This is a genomic window from Diaminobutyricimonas sp. LJ205, from assembly GCF_009755725.1.
GTDB lineage: Bacteria > Actinomycetota > Actinomycetes > Actinomycetales > Microbacteriaceae > Ruicaihuangia.
On record NZ_CP046619.1, the window covers coordinates 1,853,146 to 1,874,619 of the forward strand.

Here is a 21,474-nt window from a genome sequence, read left to right on the forward strand (position 1 = left end):
TACTCGGTGCAAGAGCGCGGATCACGCCGGCTCGGCGGGTTTCTCCCGACTGACCACGCGCCGGGCGATGACGATGATCACGAACGCCACCGCTGCTCCGATCCCGGTTTCGATGACCCGGTCGACCAGCAGTGGCCCCCACGGGTCCTGTGGGCCGAGGTTGCTTGCGCCGAGGGCCAGTGGGGTGATGAAGAGCAGCGCGATCCCGTAGTGCAGTCCGACGAACAGTTCGGCACCGAACTGGCAGAGAACGATGATGAGGATCAGCGCCAGCGGACTCGGATTCCAGAGGAACAAGCCCGCTGCGACGACGACACCGGCCGCGGTGCCGAAGAATCGGTGCCACATCCGGCGGTAGACGGTGAGCGAGGCCAGCGTCGGCATGATCGCCGCCACCGCTACCGCCGCCCAGTACGGGTGTCCGATACCCGCCGCAAGGGCCAATGCCCACGCGCCGACGACTCCGACGATATTGACGCCGGCCAAGTACCAGTAGGTGCGGGTCTTCACCGGGGACAGCTTGCGCACCGGTCGGTTGTGCAGCGAACGGAATCTCGCCTTCGCCCGACGTGGCGCGATCTTGCGCAGCAGCCAGCCGCTCATGCCGATGAGGACGGAGAAAGCCGTGACCGCGGCAGTGACCGCGAGCGCCTCCCCCATCGCTGCCGGCTCGATCGGCACATTCGAGATGACGAGCATGGAGAAGACGAAGAAGATCGAGCCGCGCGGGATCCAGCCCATGACCTCGCTGGACGCGATCCCGTAGGCGACCGCCAGGGCGAGCGCAATCGCCAGCAGCCACAGCGGGGCGTCGTACGCGGACAACAGGATGGCCACCCCGATCGTTGCGATGAACGACAGCGCAGAGACGATCAGGGTCTGCGCGCGCAGCCGGTATGGCTCGCTGCGGCCATAGAGCGAGGTGAACGCACCGAAGGCGGCGTAGACCGCGAGGTCGAGCCGGTCCAGGCCGAAAAGAATGAGCAGCGGCACGAGCAGGGAGATGGATGCCCGGACTCCGGCTTCGACATCGAGGGCTCCGATTCCGTTCAACCATCGGGGCCTTCGTGTCGTCATTCCCGCAATTCTATCCAGTGGATCATGTGCGTTCCTCGGGAACGGCGGTGACGAAGTCGATCAGTTCCTCGACCCGACCGAGCAATACCGGCTCCAGGTCGGCGTAACTGCCCACCGTGCCGAGGATGCGTTTCCAGGCCCTGGCGATGTCCGCCTGGTCATCGTGGGGCCAGCCGAGCGCTTCGCAGATGCCGTGCTTCCATTCCGTGCCTCGTGGGATGACCGGCCAGGCGGACAGGTTCAGCCTGGCTGGTTTGACCGCCTGCCAGATGTCGATGAAGGGATGCCCCACCACGAGCACGTTCTGGCCGTGCGGGCCGCGGCGCACGGCATCCGCGATCCGGGACTCCTTGGAGCCCGGGACGAGGTGGTCGACGAGCACGCCGATGCGCTTGCCTGGCCCCGGTTCGTAATCGCGGATGAGGAAGTCGAGGTCATCGATACCGGCCAGGTACTCGACCACGACCCCCTCGATGCGCAGGTCGTCTCCCCAGACACGTTCGACCAGTTCAGCGTCGTGTCGGCCCTCGACGAGGATCCGGCTGGCTCGCGCCACGCGGGCTTTTGCGCCGTCGACGGCGAACGAGCCGGATGCCGTGCGCGCGGTCGTCGACTTGGCCGGTGCAGACTGGCGCACCAGCACAACCGCTTCGCCGTCGATCAAAAAGCCCGGCCCGAGCGGGAACGCGCGCACTTTGCCGAAGCGGTCCTCGAGCTGCACGGCGCCCGCTTCGATGCCGACTACCGCGCCGCAGAATCCGGACATCACCTCCTCGACGACGAGACCCTTCTCGGCGGCGGCCTGCCGGGCGGGCGGCTTTGCCGACCGCTTCTTCCAGTCGCCGGCGAGCACATCGGTTCCGTATTGGTCGTAGTCCACCGAACGAGGGTAACGGCGGGCGGCCGTGGTGCCGGGTGATGGCTCCGGCGTGGGAGAGAATGTGCGGATGCGGGCAACGATGATCTATGGCGAACGCGACATCCGATTGGAAGAGCGGCCGGAGCCGCAGGTACACCTGGCCACGGATGCGGTCGTGCGGGTGGTCGCTGCGTGTGTCTGCGGGTCGGACCTGTGGCCTTATCGGGGTGTGTCAGCGACGCGCAAGCCACGGGCGATCGGTCATGAGTTCGTCGGAATCGTAGAACAGATCGGCGCCGAGGTGCGATCGCTGTCGGTGGGCGATTTCGTGATCTCACCGTTCACGGTGAGCTGCGGAGTGTGCGTGCCGTGCCGAAACGGCGTCACCTCGGCGTGTGAGCGCCTCGGCTCGTTCGGCGGTGTCGATCGGGAGGGGTTCCCGATCGATGCCGGGCAGGGCGAGCGGGTGCGCGTGCCTCTCGCCGACGGCACGTTGGTGGCGGTGCCCGGGCCGGTGGACGACTCCCTCGTTCCCCACCTGCTGACCCTGTCCGACGTCTTCTCGACCGGTCACCACGCCGCGGTGTCGGCTGGGGTCGGACCGGGCTCGACCGTGGTCGTCGTCGGTGACGGTGCGGTCGGATTGAGCGCCGTGCTCGCGTCGGCGAGACTCGGCGCCGAACGGATCGTGGTCATGAGCCGGCATGCCGACCGCCAGGCGCTGGCCAGGGAGTTCGGTGCGACGGATGTAGTCGCCGAGCGCGGTGCTGAGGGGATCTCGGCGGTGCGCTCCGTGCTCGGCGGTCTTGCCGACTGCGGGCTGGAGGCGGTCGGGACCAAGGATTCAATGGTCCAGGCGCTTGGAGTCACCCGTCCGGGCGGGCGGGTGGGCTTCGTCGGCGTGCCCTCGGGCGGTGCGGAGTTGCCGATTCGCCAACTGTTCGACAGCAACATCATCGTCGGTGGCGGGATGGCGCCGGCTCGCGCCTATATCCCCGAACTGCTGCCCGATGTGCTCGCCGGACGGGTGCAGCCCGGCCGGGTCTTCGATCTCGAGTTGCCGCTCGCCGAGGTCGCCGAGGCGTACGCCGCGATGGACGAGCGTCGTGCGATCAAGGTGCTGCTTCGACCGTGACCGCCGTCGCCGTCAGCGCTGCACGCCGTGCTCGCCGATCAGCGGGACAAAGGTGACCGGGATAAGGATCTCCTGTTCCCACTCGCTGTCGGCGGTGCGGGTGAGGCGCACCAATCGCTGACCGCCGTTCGGGATGTCGCGCGGCAGCACCAGCCGCCCGCCGATGGCCAGCTGCTCGCGCAGCGGTGGCGGAATCTCCGGGCCGGCCGCGGTGACCAGAATCGCGTCAAACGGCGCCTCCTCCGGCAGTCCGAGCGTGCCGTCGCCGGTGATCACCGTCACGTTCGGGTACGCCTGAAGCCGAGCGGTCGCGGTCTCGGCAAGCGCCGGAATCCGCTCCATCGTGAACACCCTGGCGGCGAGCATGGCGAGCACGGCGGCCGCGTATCCGGAGCCGGTCCCGACCTCCAGCACCCGGTCGTCGGGCAGGATACGGGCCGCCTCGGTCATGACCGCGACGATGTACGGCTGCGAGATGGTCTGCCGTTCCGGGATGTGCAGCGGGAAGTCGGAGTAGGCGCTGTCGGCGGAACCGGGGGCGACGAACTCGTGCCGCGGGACCGTCCGCATCGCCTCCAGCACCCGCTGGTCACGCACGCCGCGACGCGCGATCTGCTCATCGACCATGCGTTCGCGGTCGCGCTGGTAGTCGCGCATATCCCCAGTGTCGTCCCTGTGGACACGCCGCGCATCAACGGCAGGCGGCCGACGGTCTTGCTAGGCGCTGCGCACCAGGCAGAACGGATGTCCGGCGGGGTCGAGGTAGACCGCCCACGGGGCCGTACTGAGGTCGACGTCCTCCTGCGCAGGCACCGCCCCGAGCGCGAGCACCTGAGCGTGCGCATCGTGCAGGTCGGCGACATTCACGTCGAGATGCAGCTGCTGCGGAACGTCCTGTCCTGGCCACTGCGGCGCGCGATATCCGTCCACCTGCTGGAACAGGAGGCCGTATCCCTCACCGGTCACGCTCGGCCACGCCGGGTCGCTCGAGTCGACCGGCAGGCCGAGCACGCGGCCGTAGAAGGCGGCAAGGCCCGTGGCATCCGGGCAGTCAATGACGATATGGCCGAGGCGGCCGACGGCGGTGTCAGTCATGACCGCGACCGTACACGAGAGCGGTGAATTCCGGTGACGGCGAGGCGCCACCCGATCAGGAATGCGCCGAGTACCAGCGCGGTGACCAGGATGAAGCTCCAGGCGGTCCCCTGACCGGAGACTGCCCGCAGGACCATCCCGACCACGACCACGATCGGCCAGAGCAGCACGCCGGTCAGCGGCGCGGTCGGCCGGCGCCATGCCCTGGTCACCAGCCAGCCGACGCCGAGGGCGGCGAGGAACGGCCAGAGGGTGGTCAGAAACCCGATGAAGGCTCCGGCAGAGTCATGCTCGCGGCGGCCGATCGCAACGAACACGACGATCAGCGCCACGTCCGCGAGCAGCGCGACGATCACGAGTCGTCGGTCAGTCATTGTCGTGTCCGTCCAGGTCAGTCCCATCGAGCCGGAGGATTCCGTTGTCGATGAGATCGCGCACCCGGGGCAGCACGTCGCGCAGCACGTCGCCGCCGTCGACGTCGAGCAGCTGGCCGATGGCCGCGCAGATTGCCGCGATGCTCAGGGTGCCGTCGCAGGCGCCGACCACCGCGGCGAGTGCCGTGTCCAGGCTGATGGTGCGCGCGAATCCGCCGCCCTGGCGGAGCAGCATCACTGTCGGATCGTCGTCGCCCGGCCAGTAGTGGCGTTCCTCGGTCGCATCGGTGGCGACGGTGAGTGCGGATGCCGCCAGCTCGGCGTCGCTCAGCCGAGTTTGCGCGTCCCACGCGGCGATGCAGTCGGCGAGGTGCCTGCCGAGGCCTGCGGGGTTGTCGCCGAGCGGCCCGTGCTGCCGTTCCAGCCGGCGCAGCGAGGGCGCGCCTGGCTGCGGGCGGCGCAGGGTGACGTAGCCGAAGCCGACCTGGGCGACCCCGCGGGCTTCGAAGTCGGCGAGCCACGCCGCATACAGAGTGTCGAACTCGGCGCCCGGAAGGGTTCCGCCATCCCTGATCCAGGTTTCGGCGTAGAGCGGAGCATCCTGCAACTCACGCTCGATCACCCAGCCGTCGAGGCCGGCCGTGTCGAGCCAGCCGCGCACGCGGTCGAAGGCGTGCACCGAGCCGCGATACTCCCAGTTGCCGAGCAGCTGCGCGATGCCCCCGTCGGCGAGGTGATCGGCGGCGCCGACGATCACCGCCTCGACGATGCCGTCGCCGATGAGCCCGCCGTCCCTGTATTCGTATTCCGGGACGCCCTCGCCGCGCGGCGTGATCACGAACGGCGGGTTGGACACGATGGCATCAAACCGCTCCCCGGCAACCGGTTCGTACAGGCTGCCCAGCCGGAACTCGATGTTCTCGATCCGGTTCAGCCGCGCGTTCAGTGCGGCAAGCTGAAGGGCCCGCTCAGAGATGTCGGTCGCGACCACCTGCTCGGCGTGCCTGGATGCATGCATGGCCTGGATGCCGCACCCGGTGCCGAGGTCGAGCACCCGCTGAACCGGGGTCTGGATCATCAGGCCGCTGAGTGTCATCGACGCCCCACCAACACCGAGCACGTGCCCCTCGGGCAGCTCCGCACCGAGGGCGAGCTCGCCGAGGTCGGAGACGATCCACCACGACCCGGAGCCGAGTGCGTCCGTGAAGCTGTACGGACGCAGGTCGAGCAGGGGCCGCACCGATCGTTCATCGAGAGCGGCGAGATCTCCGCCGGCCCGATCCGCGGAGGTGAGTCCGAGTTCACTCGCTCCGGCTACGCCCACGGTGGGCAACGCCCGGGCGAGCGCTTCCTGATCGACCGGCAGCCCGAGCACGAACAACCTCGCCAGGGTGGCCGCTGCCGAGTGCTGCGATTCCAGCGCGCGCAAGGCCGGCACCCGGTGCCCGCGTAAGAGGGCAGCCTCGGCTTGGCCTCCCCACAGCGCCTGCAGAGACTCGACGGTGAAATCGGCTGCGGTCAGGTCGGCACGGAGGCGATCGATGAGGGTGTCCACCCGACCATTCAATCGTGTTGGGATCCCGGCAAGCTCGATCAGCCGGGGCGCAGGTGAGCGCAACGCGAGTTTGCATGAATTGCTTAGGTAAGGCTAACCTCAGCGGATAAAGCATATTTGGGGATGGCCTTACATGCTTGCCCTGCCGCCAGACAGTACGGAGTTTCACCCCGATGTTCGATCTCAAACGTCCCCGGCTCGCTGTCGGTGTTCTGGCCGCTGGCCTCGCTCTGGCTCTGACCGGTTGCGCGGCTTCGGCTGCCCCGGCCGAAGAGTCCGCGGCATCCGTCACCATCGAGACGAACAACGGTCCCATGGAGGTGCCGGTCGAGCCGCTGCGCGTCGCCGCCCTCGACAACACGTCGTTCGCGACGCTGGAGGCGTTCGGTGTCGAACCGGTTGCGCTGCCGAAGCCGCTGCTGCCGCGCGAGGGATTCAACGAGTGGGCGTCGGATGACGAGATCCTCGACGCCGGCACCCACCGCGAGCCGGATCTGGAGGCGATCAGCGAAGCAGCGCCCGACCTGATCATCGGCGGCTACCGGTTCGCCGACTTCACCGACGAACTCGAGAAGATCGCCCCGGTCGTCGACGTGTCGCCGTCGGACGAGTCCGAGGACGGTTTCGTCGAGGGTCTGAAGACCCAGACCACCGCGCTCGGCGCCATCTTCAACAAGGCGGACGAGGCCGAGTCCCTGATCGCCGGCCTGGATGAAGCCATCGAGGCTGCGGCAACCGCGACCGACGGTGAGAGCGTCTTCCTTGCCAACGTCTCGGCCGGAAAGATCGACAACGGCGCCGGCCGTATCGGCCGCCTGCTGGAGCCGCTCACGCTCAAGGATGTCTTCGCATCCGAGGATCTCGACAGCGACTCCGTGCACGTCGACTCCGGAATCGCCCCCGAGACCATCGCCCAGGCGAACCCCGACTGGATGATCGTGCTCGATCGCGACGCTGCCACCGCAGATGGTGAGGTCACCCCTGCGAAGCAGGTCGTCGCCGCCCAGGAGGCGTTCACGAAAACCACCTTCGTGACCAAGGACCAGATCATCTACCTCGACTCGTACTTCTACGTGACCGAGGGGATCCAGGCCTATACCGACGCCTTCGAGAGCATCGCCTCGGCCTTCAACGCCGCCTGACCATCAGCCACCAGGGGCGCCGGTTGCCCGCATCCGGCGCCCCTCACCCGTGAGATCCACCAGTGCCCTCTCGAACCATCATCCAGACGACCAGTGTCGTGGTCGTCATCGCGCTGGTCGCCGCCTCGCTGTTCGTCGGCGGGTACAACATCTCGCTCGGCAACCTGTTCACCGATCCTGCCGCGGCCGAGATGTTCTTAATCTCCCGGGTGCCGCGCACCCTCGCGCTGATCTTCGCGGCACTGGCGATGAGCATCTCCGGCGTGATCATGCAGCTCATCACCCAGAACCGTTTCGTTGAGCCGACCACCGCAGGCACCAGCCAGTGGGCCGGGCTCGGACTGCTGGTGATGCTGATCGTGTTCCCTGAGGCACCACCGATGCTGCGCATGGTCGCTGCGACGGCGTTCGCCTTCGCCGGCACGGCCGTCTTCCTTGCCGTGCTGCGCCGGGTCGCGGTGCGCTCCTCGATCATCGTCCCGCTGGTCGGCATCATGCTGGGCGCGGTGGTGGGCGCCATCACCACCTACCTGGCCGGCACCTTCAACCTGCTGCAGGCCATGGCGGCCTGGCGCTCTGGCGGATTCAGCGGCATCGTGCGCGGTTTCTACGAGCCGCTCTGGATCGTTGCGATCGTCGCCGTGGTCGCCTTCATCGTGGCGAACCGGTTCACCGTGGTCGGCCTCGGTCGAGACCTGGCCACGAACGTCGGGCTGAACTACGACAAGGTGGTGCTGCTCGGCGTCACCATGGTGGCGCTGTCGACCGGCGTCTCCACGGTCGTGGTCGGGTTCATCCCCTTCCTCGGGTTGATCGTGCCCAATATCGTCTCGATGGTCCGCGGCGACGACATGCGCTCGAACCTGCCCTGGGTGGCCATGATCGGAGTCGGACTGCTGCTGGCCTGCGACCTGATCGGCCGCACGATCGTGGCGCCGATGGAGATCCCGGCCTCGGTGGTGCTCGGCGCCCTCGGCGCCGCCGTGTTCATCGTGCTCGTGCTCAAGCAACGGAGGACAGTCAGTGCTTGAGACTGTGGCCGTGGCATCCGCCAGCCGGATGAAGCGCCTGACACCGGGCATGCGACTCGTGATCGTCGGCGTGCTGGTCGCGATCGCCATCGCATGCTTTTTGCTGCTGTTCATTCGCGGCGGGTTCTGGTTCAGCTTCGAACGCCGGGCAACCATGCTCGGCGCGATGACAATCGCCGCGTTCACGCAGGGTGTCGGCACGGTGGTATTCCACACCATCACGAACAACCGCATCCTCACCCCGTCGATCATGGGCTTCGACTCGCTGTACGCGCTCATGCAGACCGTGACCGTGTTCATCTTCGGCGGCGCGGTACTCGCTGAGACCGAGGGGCTGCCGAAGCTGATCACCCAGACGGTGCTCATGGTGATCTTCGCAACGCTGCTGTACCGCTGGCTGTTCTCCGGCCGCTTCGGCAGCCTGTACCTGCTGCTGCTGGTCGGCGTCGTCTTCGGACTCGCATTCGACAGCGTGTCCGTGTTCCTGCAGCGGTTGCTCAACCCGACCGACTACGACCTGCTGTCGACGCGGCTGTTCGGACGGATGAGCAACGTGGACGACAGCTACCTGCCGCTCGCGTTCGGGGTCTGTCTGGTGGTTGGCGCGGTGCTCTGGGCGAGGCGGTACCGGCTGGATGCGTTGCTGCTCGGCCGGGATACGGCGACGGCGATCGGCGTGCGGCACAAGCGCGAGATGACCCTGATGCTGATCCTCATCGCGGTGCTGGTCGCCTTCTCGACCGCACTGGTCGGCCCGATGACCTTCTACGGCTTCGTCGTCGCGCTGCTCGCCTACCAGGCGGCGGGTACTCACCGGCACGCGTTTGTGATGCCGATGGCGTTCCTGCTCGGGCTGCTCACCCTGGTGGGCGGGCAGTTCATCATGGAGCACGTGTTCTCGGCATCCGGCTTCCTCACCGTGATCATCGAGTTCGCCGGCGGCATCATCTTCCTCATCCTGCTTCTTAGGAAGGGCACCCTGTGATCGACTTCGTCGACGTCCGCATGACCTACAACGACACCGTCGTGCTCGGGCCGGTCACCGGTTCGATCGCCCGCGGCGGGATCACCGCCCTCGTCGGCCCGAACGGCGCAGGCAAGTCGACGCTGCTCGGCATCATCGGCCGGCTGATCGAGCCCGGGAGCGGCACGGTCACCGTCGGCGGGCTGGATGTTCGGGCATCCGACGCCCGTGAACTGGCTCGCACGCTGTCAATCCTTCGCCAGGAGAACCAGGTGTCCGCGCGGTTGACCGTGCGTGACCTGGTCGGTTTCGGCCGGTTCCCGCACTGCCAGGGCCGGTTGCGCGCCGAGGACCACGCCCAGGTGGCGAGTTCGCTCGAGTTCTTGAACCTGACCCCGCTGGCCGACCGGTTCATCGATGAACTGTCGGGCGGGCAACGCCAGCGCGCGTTCGTGGCGATGGTGCTCGCGCAGGACACCGAGTACGTGCTGCTGGACGAGCCGCTGAACAGCATGGACATGAAGCATGCAGTGCTGATGATGCGGCAGCTGCGCCGGGCTGCCGACGAACTCGGCAAGACCATCGTGCTCGTCGTGCACGACATCAACATCGCCGCGGCCTACTCCGACCGCATCGTCGCGCTCTGCGAGGGCCAGATCGCAGGATCGGGCACGCCGGCGGAAATCATGCGGGAGGACGTGCTCAGCCGCGTGTTCGACACCCCGGTGCGGGTGTTCGACGTCGACGGCCAGCCAACGGCGGTCTACACACGCTGAGCGTTGCCTGCTCGCTCGGGATGCCGCGCGCTCTGGACGCCGGGCGCGACGAGGCGTACCGTGCCACGCATGAGTGAGACCAACCGTGGCGGCGACGACGAGCAGGTGCGGCGCGACACCTCGTACAGCCCAGCCAGCGACAAGGAAACCGAGCAGCGTCAGCAGGACCCGGCCCAAAGCGCGGCCACCGACGATGCAGCCATCGACGAGAACGATGTGAAGGTGCTGCCCGGTACCGGCGGGCCGGATGACACTGGCGACGTTGAGGTCGATGACGACGAGCTCAACATGCCGAGGAATCCGAGCTGAGGATCAGCGTTTCGCCGGTTCTCAGCGCTTCTCGCCGGGGATGACGATCCAGAGGACGAGGTACAGCAGGATCTGCGGCCCCGGCAGCAGCAGACTGAGCAGGGTCAGCACGCGAACGGTAGTGGGATTCCAGCCGAACCGGTTGGCGATCGCGAGGCAGACGCCCGCGATGACACGGCCACGACGGGGTCTTCTGAGTTCCATGACTCCAGCCTTCCCGGCATGAAGCGGCGCCGCAATCCGGGGTTCCCCTGATTGCAGCGCCGGTGCCGTCAGACGATCAGCTGTTCTGATCCTTGGTTTGGGACTTTGCCCGCTTCTCGGCTCGCTTCTGCTTGATCGACTTCGTTGCGGCGGTCTTATGTTCGGACTTCTTCGGTGACTTGTCAGGCATATCGACTCCTCCCACGACGTGTTGTTCCCGGCAGAATACGCCGCGTGGCCGGTCGATGCGAGCGGGTACGGGTGATGCTCAGGATGCCGCGGCCTCGGCCTGTCCAGCGTGTTCAGTCGAGGCATCCAATGGGTGCTCCAGTTCGTCCCGATGCATCCGGAACAGGAGAATCGCCCCGATCGCGAGGAAGGTCGGAATGACACCGGCGATCAGGAACGCGGGGCCGAGCCCGATCGCCAGCCCGATCGGGCCGGCGATCGCCATGGAGATCGGCATCAGCGCGAGCGAGACGAAGAAGTCGAGACTCGAAACCCGGCCGAGCAGTGCCGCGGGGACTCGGCGTTGCAGCAGCGTGCCCCAGATGACGCTGCCGGCTGAGAAGGTGAACCCGACGATGAACAGAGCGATCACCATCAGCCAGAGCTGTGAGGTGTAGCCGATGATCGCGAGCGGGAGACATCCGACTCCCCACGCCAGGTTCATGATCGTGAGGTAGCGGCGTGGCAGGCGGACGGATGCCACCAGCATCGAGCCGGCCGCACCGCCGATGCCGAACGCGGCGAGGGCTAGGGCGAAGCCTTCGGGGCCACCGTTGGCCTGATCCTTGACCGCGAACGGCAACAGCACCTCGATCGGTCCCATGATGACCAGGATGAGCAGGCAGGCAAAGACGAGCGTGCCCAGCAGCCACGGTGTCTTCACCATGTAGACGAAGCCGTCGCGCATGTCCTTCAGCACCAGCATGACCGGGTGCTGGGGTACTGCCTCACCGCGCGTGCTGCGCAGGGGCGTGGGCTTCATGAGGCTCAGCCCGATCACGGCGAGGAGCTGCGAGCTCGCGACGAGCGCGAAAGTGAGTCCGGGTGAGAACGCGGAGATCGCCGCGCTCGCCACCGCCGGACCGGCCGCCTGCATGATCACCGGACGCAGCATCCCCTCAACGCCGTTCGCGACCAGTAATTGGTCCGCGGGCAGGATGCCAGGGAGCAGCGCCGAGTATGCGGGGTAGAAGAACCCGTCGGCGACTCCGAGCACGAACGAGATCAGGGCGAGGTGCCAGATTTCGAGGGTGCCGGTGAGAGCCAGCACGGCGCCGGTGGCGATGCTCGCCGTCTTGGTCGCTTCGACGGCGACCATGATCCGTCGTTGCGGGATGCGGTCGGCGGCGACCCCGCCGAAGAGCACCGCGGCGACCAGGCCGACCGCCGAGCCGGTGGCGACGATCGAGAGTTCGATCGGTCCGCCATCCAGCTCGATGACCTGCCAGACGACGGCGACCAGCCACATTCCCGCGCCGAACAGCGACAGGGTGAGGGCACCCATCAGGATGCGGTATTGCGATTCCAGGAATGGGCGCGCGGCGCGGGGCAGGCGGCTGGGGCGAACGGGAGTCTTAGGGGCGTCATCCGACACTGGATGCGTTCCTCTCGAGATGTTGGGATGTATCGGCTTCGCGCCGGATTTTGGTTTATTGCCGGGCGCGTCGGGCCATTTCCTCCTGGGCCGCGATTGCCTCCTGGTTGTTGCCCACCAGACCGAGGACGTTGCCAGCAGGATCCTTAAACCAGGCCATCATGGCCAGGTTGTTCTCGTCGCGCCAGATGCCCTTGGAGTCGTTGGGCATGTCAGGTAGCTCGTCGTCGCCGTAGATCTTGGTCTGCACGCCGGCCGAGTTCAGCTCGTCGACCGCCTTCTCGACGTCTTCGACGCCGAAGTGCAGCACCGTGAAGCTGGCCGGCCGGTGGTTGTCCTTCGGGTAGACGAAGACCTGGCCGCCACTCGCGAGGGTGATGTCGATTCCGCCGAGCTGATTGTCGGCAACCTTCAATCCGAGCTTCTGTCCGTAGAACTCCTTCGCTGCCTCGATGTCGTCGGTCGAGAAGGAGCTGAATACCTGGGTGTGTGTAAGCATCTGTGCCTCCCGGCATCGGGTCGATCCAATGTGTACGCTGTCAACACTCTCACTTCGTCATTGCCACTGTCCAGAGGAATCCCGCCATGTCCCTCGCCCGAAGCACCTACCACCACGGAGACCTGCGCGATGCGCTGATCGCCGCCGGGCTCGCGCTGGCGCGGGTCGGCGGACCGGACGCCGTGGGCGTCCGCGAGGTCACCCGCCAGGTCGGAGTGTCGCCCTCGGCTGCGTACCGCCACTTCTCGGACCGGCAGGCTTTGCTCGACGCCGTCTCCGCCGCCGCGCAGGGGCTCGCCGCGGATCGGATGGAGCAGGAGTTGCTGAAGGTTTCGACGGGTTCTTCGGGTTCGACTGGTTCTTCTGGTTCGTCAGGTTCCGGTTCGCCAGGTTCTTCCGGTTCGCCAGGTTCTTCCGGTTCGCCAGGTCCTTCCCGTTCGTCAGGTTCGCCCGGTACGCCCGCTTCCTCCGCTCCTTCAGTGGCTCCCGCTACTCCCGCTCCTTCAGCAGCTCGTGACCGTTTACGTGCGGTCGGTGTCGGCTATCTCGCGTTCGCTCGTGAGGAGCCTGGACTATTCCGAGTGGCATTCACGGTGCCCCACGATCTCAGTGAGGCTGTCGCGCCCGACAAGGCGGGGGCATCCGGTCGCACCCCATTCCAGTTGCTGTCGCTCGCGCTTGATGAATTGGTCGCTGCTGGATCCCTTCCAGCATCGCGGCGGCCCGGAGCGGAGCTGCACGCCTGGTCGGCGGTTCACGGGCTCGGGATGCTTGTGATCGACGGGCCGTTGCGCGGGCTGACCGATGAGATGGTGGATGCCGCCACGGTGCAGCTGCTCGACATGGTCGAGCGCGGGTTGTAGCGCAGCACAAAACGCCGCACTCATCTCCTCTTCCTGTTTCTCCGCTCTTCTGTCTTATTGCCCTTCCCCATTTCCCCGCGACGTCGCTCCTCTGGCCCCGTCTCTTCGCGGACTGTCTCACCCCGTCTTCCTGCTTCCTGCCTCTCCCTGCTCCCCGCCTCTTCCTGCTTCCTGCCTCTCCCCGCCTCTTCCTGCTTCCCGCCTCGCCCTGCTCCCGGTCTCGCCCTGCTCCCTGCCTCTCCCCTCTTCCTGGCTCCCTTCTTCCTGTCTCTGACTATTTCTGTCTTTCCGCCGTTCAGGCTCGCCGCTTTCCTGCCCTCCCTTCTGCAAATCGCCAGCAGCACTGCGTCTTCTCGTCCACAGCCAGAATCTTCGCGACTTATTCGAAACCCCTTCATAAATGTGTTCGAGCCTGGGAGAATTGATGCATGGAATCAGTCGTAGACACCTTCACCGGGGCCCTTGCCGCGGTAGCGTCTACGACCACCGATCTCGCCGCGGGACTGACCGTCGACACCGCGATGCTGGCTGGGCTGTTGCAGGGCCTGGACGACCAGCAATTGCTGGCCGCGCAACGATCGACGGCCGAGTCGCGGCGCCGGTTGGATGCCTGCGCGGCGTTGCTGGCCGGGGAGATCGCGCACCGCTCCCGCCGAGACCTCGGCCACACCGGGCTGGCGCAGCGTGAAGGTTTCCGCAGCCCGGAAGCCTTACTGCAACACACCACCGGGTCCACCTTCCGGGACGCCGCGACCATGGTCCAGGTCGGCGGGATGGCGCATCAGTCGATCCTCGACCCGACCGGCGACCGCGGCGGCGACACTCCCGGTGGCGATTCGACCGGCGGCACTACGCCCGACGGAACCGCCTGTGGCCCGTACGGACCGGATGCCTCCCGCCCATGGCTGCGCGCAGTGGGCGCCGCGGTCACCGCCGGCACCCTGTCTCTAGAACAAGCACGTTCGATCCGGACCGGGCTCGGCGAACCCCGCAGCGAAGACACCGGCATCGAGATCACCATTGCCGACCTCACCGCCGCTGCCGAGATTCTGCTGGTCGAGGCGGCGGCCGGCTTAGACGCGGACCGGCTGTTCAAACGAGCCCGGGAACTCCGCGACGACCTCGACGAGGCGGGGATCCGTAGCCGGGAACAGGCAATCCACGCCGACCGGGCGATCCGCCGGACCCGACGGCCGAACGGGGTGCACCGCTACATCATCGACCCGGACCTGGAATCCGCGGCCTTCTGGGACGCGGTTTACGACACCCTGACCTCCCCGCGCCGCGGCGGACCGCGCTTCACTAGCGAAGCCGACAAGGCGTGGGCGGAAGGCGTCGCCACCGACCCACGGAGCACCGAGCAATACCTGCACGACGCCATCACCGAACTGCTCCGCATCGGCACGGCCGTCGACCCGACGAAACCGGTCATCGGTCCCAAACCGCCCGCCGTCCGGGTGCTGGTCAGCCTCGGCGCCCTCGAAGAGCGCACCGGGCACGGCTGGATCGAAGGCACCGACACCCCGGTGTCGATCGAAACCGTGGAACGAGTTGCCTGCACGCAAGGCACCATCCCGATCGTATTCAACGACGACGGCCAAGTGCTCAACCTCGGCCGAGAACAACGTCTGTTCAGCCCCAAACAGCGGATCGCGCTGGCGGCCCGGGACGGCGGATGCATGGACCCCGACTGCGACCGCCCCGCCGCCTGGACCGAAGCTCACCACGTCAAGCACTGGCGGCGCGACGAGGGCAACACCGACATCGCCGACGGCATCCTGCTCTGCCGCTACCACCACCTGCTCTTCCACAACAATCACTGGGAGATCCACTACCGTGACGGCCACTACTGGCTGATCCCACCCCCGGACATCGACCCGGAACAGACTCCACGACTGATGCGCTCCAAGAGCGCAGCACTCCGCGACCTCCAACGAGAACAAGAAAGCGAGCACCCGCACGACCGCGGCCGCGCACGACCACCGGACCACGAACAGGAACGGGAACGGGAACGGGACAACGAACTAAACCGCGAGACGGGGATCACGGACAAGAAACTGGACGCCCAGCGGGAACGGCTACCTCAACTCCCCCGAGAACGAGAACGAGATGACCGTCGCCACCAGGTAGATGACGCAGATGCCCCCAGGAACCGCGGCACAGGGTGACAGGAATGGGTTCACGACGCACCGATGCAAAGCAAGACGGGAGGGGTGCCAGAAGCATTGATCAGAGGGGCCGAACAACAGTCTGATGGTGAGCTGAGCAGTGACCGAAAGAGGCGCTCCTCAGACGAGCTGATCATGATTTGGGCGGCCGCTCGCGCCACACCACCTAATCAGGACTTCGGATATGCCGAAACCTTGAGCGCCCGGGCCAGGTGGACCGCATTCGCCGCCAGGGACTTGTTCGTTGCGACCACCACATCCGGCGTCGAGTCCAAATCCTTGTAATCGACCTTTTGCATGGCCTCACCGTTCCAATAGGTGCCACCCTGCGCCGGAATGCTGAAGCCCACATCATTGAGGGCCTGCATGAAGTCCGCGGTGATCTTGTGGGCACCGTCCTCGTTGCCGACCACGGCCGTGACCGCGACCTTGTCATAGAGGATCGGCCGACCCTGCTCGTCCGTCTCGGAGAGTTCCGCATCGAGACGCTCCAGCACCCGTTGCGCAACGCTGGACGGGTGCCCCATCCAGGTCGGCGAACTGAGGATCAGGATGTCAGCGGCAAGGACCTTCTCACGGATCGCCGGCCACTCGTCGCCATCGCCCATGTCGGTCTGGACTCCGGGCTTGACATCGTGATCAACGACCCGGACAACAGAGCCGGTCACGCCATGTTGTCCGAGTTCGTCCAGGAGCTGCTGCGCGAGCAGCTCGCTGCTCGACTCGGCGGGCGAAGGCGACAGCGTGCAGACCAAGGCGATGGCGGTGAGATTGGTATCCATGCCCCTACTGTGGCCGGATGCCTCAGTGCCGCCAACCCCACACGGCCATTTGTTGAGCGCTTCACAGGACTTGTTGAGCGCTTCACAAGACTGGTTGAGCGTTTCACAAGACTCCTTAGCGCTTCACGGGGCGGGTTGGCGCGCTTCACGAGCGCACCGCTTCGCTGATTGAGCTTGCCGAAAATCTCGGCAAGCTCGATCAGCGGAGGCTCGATCAGCGGAAGCTCGATCAGCGGAAGCTCTATCAGCGGTTGCATGACGCGAGGAGCTTCTCGACCACTTGCTGCTCCGGTGGCTACTTCTTCAGCGCCTTGACGATCTTCGACAGCGCAGTGCCCACAGCAGCGACAAGCGGGATGCCAACCGCCATCGCAGCGATCACGTTGGGCCGGAAGACGGGACCGTCCGGTCCGGGAACGTAGGCACCGATCGGGACGCTAACGCCTCCGCCACCGCCGCCACCAGCACCCTCACCGGTCCCGGAATCGTCGCTGCCGCCACCGAAGCCGAACCAGACAAGGGAAACGGGAACCACTTCGACCCCGCCCACGATGATCGGATCGCCGTAGTTCTTCTTGACACCGAGGCCAGCCGGAATCGACTCAGAGAGCTTCTCTACAAGATTCACCATGCCGGTGACCCTACTCTGATCGTTGCCGCGTTTCGAGACGCGCCTTGAAGGGCTCGCTCGAGACTCCCCTGGCGGCCTCGATGCGCGTGCGACTGCCTCGCGCGCCAATCAACCGCCTGAGTGACCGGGCTTCGAAACGCGGCACGGCGTAGCTGCGGCGGCACTGACCGGAGGCACTCACCGGCGGCGCCGCAGCGCCAACTACTCCCCTACGGGCAGACGCAGCTAGCCGTCGATCCGCTTCAGGACGTGGATCGGGATGGCCACCGCGACACAGACCGCAACGATGCCCGCGGCGAATACGTAGATCTCGTACCCCGGGAACTCAGCTGCATAACCAAACAGAAACAGACCACCGACAAAGATGATGATGGAAACGATCGCGGCGAGAATGTTCATGAAGTAGGCCCTTCTTTCAATGTGAGTCTAGTGGCGCGACAAGCGCCGAAGCCGGATTGACGGCTCAGGATTGGGCACGCTCGAGCACGAGCTCACGAACGCGCGCGGCATCCGCAGTGCCTTTCATCGCCTTCATGACCGCACCGATCACCGCACCGGCAGCCTGTACCTTGCCATCGCGGATCTTCTCGAGCACATCCGGCTGAGCGGCAAGCGCCTCGTCGATGGCGGCGATAAGCGCACCGTCGTCGGAGACGACCTTGAGTCCGCGAGCCTTGACGACATCCTCGGGCGATCCCTCACCGGCGATGACGCCCTCAAGCACCTGGCGGGCGAGACGGTCGGTCAGGTCACCGGATTCCACGAGAGCGATCAGCTCGGAGACATGGTGCGGGGTGATCAGCGACGCCGGTTCCACGTCGCGCGCGTTGGCTATGCGCAGGATCTCACCCATCCACCACTTGCGAGCCTGCAGTGCGGCCGCACCGAGTTCCGTGGTTTCCCGCACCTCGGTGAGGAGACCGGCATTGACAATGTCCTGGAACTCCTGCTCAGCGAAGCCCCAGTCGGCCTTCAGCCGACGTCGCATTACGACCGGCTGCTCGGGGAGAGCCGCACGCAACTCGTGGACGAGTTCCTTGCTCGGAACCACCGGCAGCAGGTCCGGCTCCGGGAAGTAGCGGTAGTCGTCGGCGTCGCTCTTCGGACGGCCGGGCGAGGTGGTGCCGCTGTCCTCGTGCCAGTGACGGGTTTCCTGCGTGATGGTGCCACCCTTCGCGAGGATGTGCGCCTGACGCTGGATCTCATAACGAACCGCACGCTCAACCGAACGGAACGAGTTCACGTTCTTGGTCTCGGTGCGCGTGCCGAGTTTCTCCTGGCCGCGCGGACGCAGCGACACGTTCGCGTCGCAGCGCAGGTTGCCGCGCTCCATGCGGGCCTCGCTGATGCCGAGCGAACGCACCATGTCACGGATCGTGGACACATAAGCGGCACCGAGTGCCGGTGCGTCGTGCTCGGCTCCGAAGATGGGCTTCGTGACGATCTCCACCAGCGGCACACCGGCGCGGTTGTAGTCGACCAGCGAGTATTCGGCGCCCTGGATGCGACCGGTCGACCCGCCGACGTGGGTCAGCTTGCCGGCGTCCTCTTCCATGTGCGCACGCTCGATCGGGATCTGGAAGATCCGGCCGTCGCCGAGTTCGACCTCGACCGATCCCTCGAAGGCGATCGGCTCGTCGTACTGGCTGATCTGGTAGTTCTTCGGGGTGTCCGGGTAGAAGTAGTTCTTGCGGGCGAACTTGCTCGACGGCGCGATCTGGCAGCCGAGGGCGAGTCCGAGCGAGATGCTGTAGCGGACGGCCTGCTCGTTGATCACCGGCAGCGACCCGGGCAGTCCCAGGTCCACCGGGGTGATCGCGGTGTTCGGCTGAGCGGCAACGCTTTCCGCGGCTGCCGGGTTCGGCGCATCCGAGAACATCTTGGTCTGGGTCGACAGTTCGACGTGCACCTCGAAGCCGAGCACCGGCTCGAACAGTTCAAGTGCCTTGTCGAAATCCATCAGGTCGGCCTTGGCCATCAGAGCGCACCCTCCGTTGCTGCAAACATCTCGCCGTAGGCCAGGTCAGGTGCCTGGCTGATCAGGGTGTGCCCCCACTTGCGCTCAAGCAGCTGCTCGAGCGCCGCACCGACCCGGTACAACCGGGCATCCTCGCGCTGCGGAGCCATGAACTGGATGCCGACCGGCAGCCCGTCCTCGGGCGCAAGCCCGATCGGCAGGCTGATCCCGGGCACTCCGGCGAGGTTCGCCGGGATCGTGGTCAGGTCGTTCAGGTACATCGCCAGCGGGTCATCGATCCGCTCGCCCAGCTTGAACGCGGTGGTCGGCGCCGAGGGCGAGACCAGCACGTCGACCTTGGCGAACGCGGCGTCGAAGTCGCGCTGGATCAGCGTGCGTACCTTCTGCGCGCTGCCGTAGTAGGCGTCGTAATAGCCGGCGCTCAGGGCGTAGGTGCCGAGGATGATGCGTCGCTTGACCTCGTCGCCGAAGCCCGCCTCGCGGGTGGCAGCCATGACCTGCTCGACGGTGCCGCCACCGTCCGGTGAGACGCGCAGGCCGAAGCGCACCGAGTCGAACCGTGCCAGGTTCGACGACGCCTCCGCGGGCAGGATCAGGTAGTAGGCGGCAATCGAGTACTCGAAGTTCGGGGCGCTGACCTCGACGATCTCGGCCCCGGCGTCACTGAGCGCGTCCAGCGCCTCCTGGAAACGCTGGCTCACCCCAGCCTGGAAGCCTTCGCCGCCGGCGATCTCCTTGACCACGCCGACCTTGAGGCCCTTCAGCGCGTGACCGGTCTGGCCCGAGCGCGCGGCATCCGCGAAACTCGGCCACTTGTCGGTCAGCGACGTGCTGTCGCGCGGGTCATGCCCGCCGATGACATCGTGCAGCAGCGCGGAGTCGAGCACGGTGCGCGACACCGGGCCGACCTGGTCGAGCGAGGACGCGAGCGCGATCGCGCCGTAGCGGGAAACGCCACCGTAGGTGGGCTTCATGCCGACCGAGCCGGTCACGGCGGCCGGCTGACGGATGCTTCCACCGGTGTCCGAACCGAGGGCAAGCGGTGCCTCGAAGGCCGCGACAGCGGCAGCCGAGCCACCGCCGGAGCCGCCCGGGATCCGGTCAAGGTCCCACGGGTTATGGGTCGGGCCATACGCCGAATGCTCGGTCGAGGATCCCATGGCGAACTCGTCCATGTTGGTCTTGCCGAGCGGCACCATCCCGGCGGCACGCAGACGTGCGACGACGGTGGCGTCGTACGGCGACACCCAGCCCTCGAGGATCTTCGAACCCGCAGTGGTGGGCATGTCGACCGTGCAGAGCACGTCCTTGATGGCAACCGGAACACCCGCAAGAGCCGGGAGCTGCTCGCCGGCCTTCCGGCGTTCGTCGATCGAGGCTGCGGTCTCGAGCGCCTGGTCGTTGACGTGCAGGAACGCGTGGACGTCAGCGTCCACCGCGGCGATGCGGTCAAGGTGCGCACGCGTGGCGTCCACCGACGTGACCTCGCCGGATGCCAGCTTCGTCGCGAGTTCCGCGGCGGTGATTCGAGTGAGGTCACTCATTACTGCTCCTCCCCCAGGATCGCCGATACCGTGAAGCGGCTGCCGTCGTGCTCGGGAGCACCCGAGAGCGCCTGCTCCGTGGTCAAGGTCTCGCCGACAACGTCGGGGCGGAAGACGTTCTGCAGGGCGACCGGGTGGCTCGTCGCCGGCACATCCGGAGTGGCGACCTCGGTCACCGTCTCGACCGCGTGCACGATCTGAACGAGTTCTGCGGTGAGTTTGGTGATCTCCTCGTGGGTGAGATCGATCCGGGCGAGATTCGCCAGATGGGCGACCTGGTCCGTGGTGATGTCAGACATTCCGCTCCGTGCTTGGTGGCTGGGGGTACCGGCCAAGTCTACCGATGGGGCCGACCCCGAAGATGACCGGCGCCACTAGTCCGGTCGGCACTCGCTCTCTCCTTGCAGGGTCATCACGTTGTCGGAGACGCGGAAAATGAGCGCCTCACCGTGTTCGCCGGTCGCCTGCAACTCGGTCGCCTTGCCGACCGTGGCGCTCTCGACGCTGAGCCCGAGGTCTTTCCAGACAGCACGCACGGTCTCGACGGCATCGCTCGCGGGGTCGCTGGCGATATCGCTGGAGGTATCGCTTGCAGTAGCGCCGTCCGTTTCAGGCTGAGGGCTGATCCGGAGGGCGGGGAACCGCTCACCATCCACCCACAGCGGAAGGGTGCATCCGCGCGCGGTCGGGTCATCGCGGATCTCCCACTCGCCGCCCACCGCCGTCTGGGTCTCGTCGAGGATCAGCTTGAAGGCGTCGCGCGCTTCATCCGCGCTCAGTCCGGAGCCCCCGGCGAGAGCGCAGCCGGACAGCGCGAGAAGCGACAGTGCCGCCATTGGCACCGCAATAAGTCGAGCGTTCATTGGATCCATCCGCGCCGGAGTG

25 protein-coding genes are annotated in these 21,474 nt (G+C 66.5%); 8 read left to right on the forward strand and 17 right to left on the reverse strand.

Annotated elements, in window-relative coordinates; all coding sequences use genetic code 11:
- Positions 1 to 21 precede the first annotated feature (21 nt).
- Positions 22 to 1,077: an FUSC family protein gene (locus GO591_RS08950; protein WP_157156500.1), complete on the reverse strand. Its 1,056-nt coding sequence runs from the start codon at positions 1,075 to 1,077 to the stop codon at positions 22 to 24.
- 22 nt (positions 1,078 to 1,099) lie between these two features.
- The gene (locus GO591_RS08955) at positions 1,100 to 1,957 is read right to left on the reverse strand and encodes a DUF3097 domain-containing protein (protein ID WP_157156501.1); all 858 of its coding nucleotides are present in this window, start codon (positions 1,955 to 1,957) and stop codon (positions 1,100 to 1,102) included.
- A gap of 67 nt (positions 1,958 to 2,024) precedes the next feature.
- Between GO591_RS08955 and GO591_RS08960 the strand changes: the two genes are divergently transcribed.
- The gene (locus GO591_RS08960; protein WP_157156502.1) at positions 2,025 to 3,071 is read left to right on the forward strand and encodes a zinc-binding dehydrogenase; all 1,047 of its coding nucleotides are present in this window, start codon (positions 2,025 to 2,027) and stop codon (positions 3,069 to 3,071) included.
- 12 nt (positions 3,072 to 3,083) lie between these two features.
- Here GO591_RS08960 and GO591_RS08965 read toward each other — a convergent pair whose 3' ends face one another.
- Genes GO591_RS08965 through GO591_RS08980 form a run of 4 tightly spaced genes read right to left on the reverse strand, consistent with a single transcriptional unit; the run spans position 3,084 to position 6,095 of the window.
- The gene (locus GO591_RS08965; protein ID WP_157156503.1) at positions 3,084 to 3,728 is read right to left on the reverse strand and encodes a protein-L-isoaspartate(D-aspartate) O-methyltransferase; all 645 of its coding nucleotides are present in this window, start codon (positions 3,726 to 3,728) and stop codon (positions 3,084 to 3,086) included.
- 60 nt (positions 3,729 to 3,788) lie between these two features.
- Entirely contained in the window at positions 3,789 to 4,166 is a 378-nt protein-coding gene (locus GO591_RS08970; protein ID WP_157156504.1) for a VOC family protein, read from the reverse strand.
- Positions 4,163 to 4,540 (reverse strand): DUF3054 domain-containing protein, encoded by a 378-nt coding sequence (locus GO591_RS08975; RefSeq protein WP_157156505.1) that lies wholly within the window; start codon positions 4,538 to 4,540, stop codon positions 4,163 to 4,165. Before GO591_RS08975 ends, GO591_RS08970 begins: the two co-directional genes overlap by 4 nt.
- Positions 4,533 to 6,095, reverse strand: a complete 1,563-nt coding sequence (locus tag GO591_RS08980; protein WP_232466114.1) for a DUF7059 domain-containing protein — start codon at positions 6,093 to 6,095, stop codon at positions 4,533 to 4,535. The genes GO591_RS08975 and GO591_RS08980 overlap by 8 nt, the downstream gene beginning before the upstream one ends.
- Before the next feature lie 173 nt (positions 6,096 to 6,268).
- On the opposite strand from GO591_RS08980, the gene GO591_RS08985 reads away from it, so the two are divergent.
- The 5 genes from GO591_RS08985 (at position 6,269) to GO591_RS09005 (ending at position 10,317) form a co-directional block, all read left to right on the forward strand.
- The gene (locus tag GO591_RS08985) at positions 6,269 to 7,237 is read left to right on the forward strand and encodes an ABC transporter substrate-binding protein (protein ID WP_157156506.1); all 969 of its coding nucleotides are present in this window, start codon (positions 6,269 to 6,271) and stop codon (positions 7,235 to 7,237) included.
- A 62-nt stretch (positions 7,238 to 7,299) separates the two neighbouring features.
- Positions 7,300 to 8,268 carry an ABC transporter permease gene (locus tag GO591_RS08990; protein ID WP_198295447.1) on the forward strand — a complete coding sequence of 323 codons (969 nt, stop codon included), beginning with the start codon at positions 7,300 to 7,302 and terminating at the stop codon, positions 8,266 to 8,268.
- Positions 8,261 to 9,253, forward strand: coding sequence for an iron chelate uptake ABC transporter family permease subunit (locus GO591_RS08995; protein ID WP_232466115.1), 993 nt, complete (start codon positions 8,261 to 8,263; stop codon positions 9,251 to 9,253). The genes GO591_RS08990 and GO591_RS08995 overlap by 8 nt, the downstream gene beginning before the upstream one ends.
- Positions 9,250 to 10,008 carry an iron ABC transporter ATP-binding protein gene (locus GO591_RS09000; RefSeq protein ID WP_157156507.1) on the forward strand — a complete coding sequence of 253 codons (759 nt, stop codon included), beginning with the start codon at positions 9,250 to 9,252 and terminating at the stop codon, positions 10,006 to 10,008. Before GO591_RS08995 ends, GO591_RS09000 begins: the two co-directional genes overlap by 4 nt.
- Before the next feature lie 69 nt (positions 10,009 to 10,077).
- Positions 10,078 to 10,317 carry a hypothetical protein gene (locus GO591_RS09005; RefSeq protein WP_157156508.1) on the forward strand — a complete coding sequence of 80 codons (240 nt, stop codon included), beginning with the start codon at positions 10,078 to 10,080 and terminating at the stop codon, positions 10,315 to 10,317.
- Positions 10,318 to 10,338: 21 nt separating this feature from the next.
- On the opposite strand, the gene GO591_RS09010 is transcribed toward GO591_RS09005, so the two are convergent.
- The 3 genes from GO591_RS09010 to GO591_RS09020 all read right to left on the reverse strand — a co-directional run bounded on the left by GO591_RS09010 (position 10,339) and on the right by GO591_RS09020 (position 12,623).
- Positions 10,339 to 10,521 (reverse strand): PspC domain-containing protein, encoded by a 183-nt coding sequence (locus GO591_RS09010; RefSeq protein ID WP_157156509.1) that lies wholly within the window; start codon positions 10,519 to 10,521, stop codon positions 10,339 to 10,341.
- Positions 10,522 to 10,789: 268 nt separating this feature from the next.
- Positions 10,790 to 12,124: an MFS transporter gene (locus GO591_RS09015; RefSeq protein WP_232466116.1), complete on the reverse strand. Its 1,335-nt coding sequence runs from the start codon at positions 12,122 to 12,124 to the stop codon at positions 10,790 to 10,792.
- A 55-nt stretch (positions 12,125 to 12,179) separates the two neighbouring features.
- A complete protein-coding gene (locus GO591_RS09020; protein ID WP_157156510.1) occupies positions 12,180 to 12,623 on the reverse strand; it encodes a VOC family protein in 444 nt (147 codons plus the stop codon).
- 86 nt (positions 12,624 to 12,709) lie between these two features.
- Between GO591_RS09020 and GO591_RS09025 the strand changes: the two genes are divergently transcribed.
- Positions 12,710 to 13,486 (forward strand): TetR/AcrR family transcriptional regulator, encoded by a 777-nt coding sequence (locus tag GO591_RS09025; protein ID WP_157156511.1) that lies wholly within the window; start codon positions 12,710 to 12,712, stop codon positions 13,484 to 13,486.
- A gap of 20 nt (positions 13,487 to 13,506) precedes the next feature.
- Here GO591_RS09025 and GO591_RS09030 read toward each other — a convergent pair whose 3' ends face one another.
- Positions 13,507 to 13,830, reverse strand: coding sequence for a hypothetical protein (locus GO591_RS09030; RefSeq protein ID WP_157156512.1), 324 nt, complete (start codon positions 13,828 to 13,830; stop codon positions 13,507 to 13,509).
- Positions 13,831 to 13,914: 84 nt separating this feature from the next.
- Between GO591_RS09030 and GO591_RS09035 the strand changes: the two genes are divergently transcribed.
- Positions 13,915 to 15,654, forward strand: coding sequence for an HNH endonuclease signature motif containing protein (locus tag GO591_RS09035; RefSeq protein WP_157156513.1), 1,740 nt, complete (start codon positions 13,915 to 13,917; stop codon positions 15,652 to 15,654).
- A 170-nt stretch (positions 15,655 to 15,824) separates the two neighbouring features.
- Here the strand turns inward: GO591_RS09035 and GO591_RS09040 are convergent, their stop codons facing one another.
- The 7 genes from GO591_RS09040 to GO591_RS09070 form a co-directional block, all read right to left on the reverse strand.
- Positions 15,825 to 16,436: a flavodoxin family protein gene (locus GO591_RS09040; RefSeq protein WP_157156514.1), complete on the reverse strand. Its 612-nt coding sequence runs from the start codon at positions 16,434 to 16,436 to the stop codon at positions 15,825 to 15,827.
- A 295-nt stretch (positions 16,437 to 16,731) separates the two neighbouring features.
- A complete protein-coding gene (locus tag GO591_RS09045; protein WP_157156515.1) occupies positions 16,732 to 17,067 on the reverse strand; it encodes a hypothetical protein in 336 nt (111 codons plus the stop codon).
- A gap of 225 nt (positions 17,068 to 17,292) precedes the next feature.
- On the reverse strand, positions 17,293 to 17,466 hold the full coding sequence (locus GO591_RS09050; RefSeq protein WP_157156516.1) for a hypothetical protein: 174 nt from the start codon (positions 17,464 to 17,466) through the stop codon (positions 17,293 to 17,295).
- A gap of 64 nt (positions 17,467 to 17,530) precedes the next feature.
- The gene (gatB, locus tag GO591_RS09055) at positions 17,531 to 19,045 is read right to left on the reverse strand and encodes an Asp-tRNA(Asn)/Glu-tRNA(Gln) amidotransferase subunit GatB (RefSeq protein ID WP_157156517.1); all 1,515 of its coding nucleotides are present in this window, start codon (positions 19,043 to 19,045) and stop codon (positions 17,531 to 17,533) included.
- Positions 19,045 to 20,589 carry an Asp-tRNA(Asn)/Glu-tRNA(Gln) amidotransferase subunit GatA gene (gene gatA, locus GO591_RS09060; RefSeq protein ID WP_157156518.1) on the reverse strand — a complete coding sequence of 515 codons (1,545 nt, stop codon included), beginning with the start codon at positions 20,587 to 20,589 and terminating at the stop codon, positions 19,045 to 19,047. Before gatA ends, gatB begins: the two co-directional genes overlap by 1 nt.
- Positions 20,589 to 20,888: an Asp-tRNA(Asn)/Glu-tRNA(Gln) amidotransferase subunit GatC gene (gene gatC, locus GO591_RS09065; RefSeq protein WP_157156519.1), complete on the reverse strand. Its 300-nt coding sequence runs from the start codon at positions 20,886 to 20,888 to the stop codon at positions 20,589 to 20,591. Before gatC ends, gatA begins: the two co-directional genes overlap by 1 nt.
- A gap of 75 nt (positions 20,889 to 20,963) precedes the next feature.
- Entirely contained in the window at positions 20,964 to 21,452 is a 489-nt protein-coding gene (locus GO591_RS09070) for a hypothetical protein (protein WP_157156520.1), read from the reverse strand.
- Positions 21,453 to 21,474 lie beyond the last annotated feature (22 nt).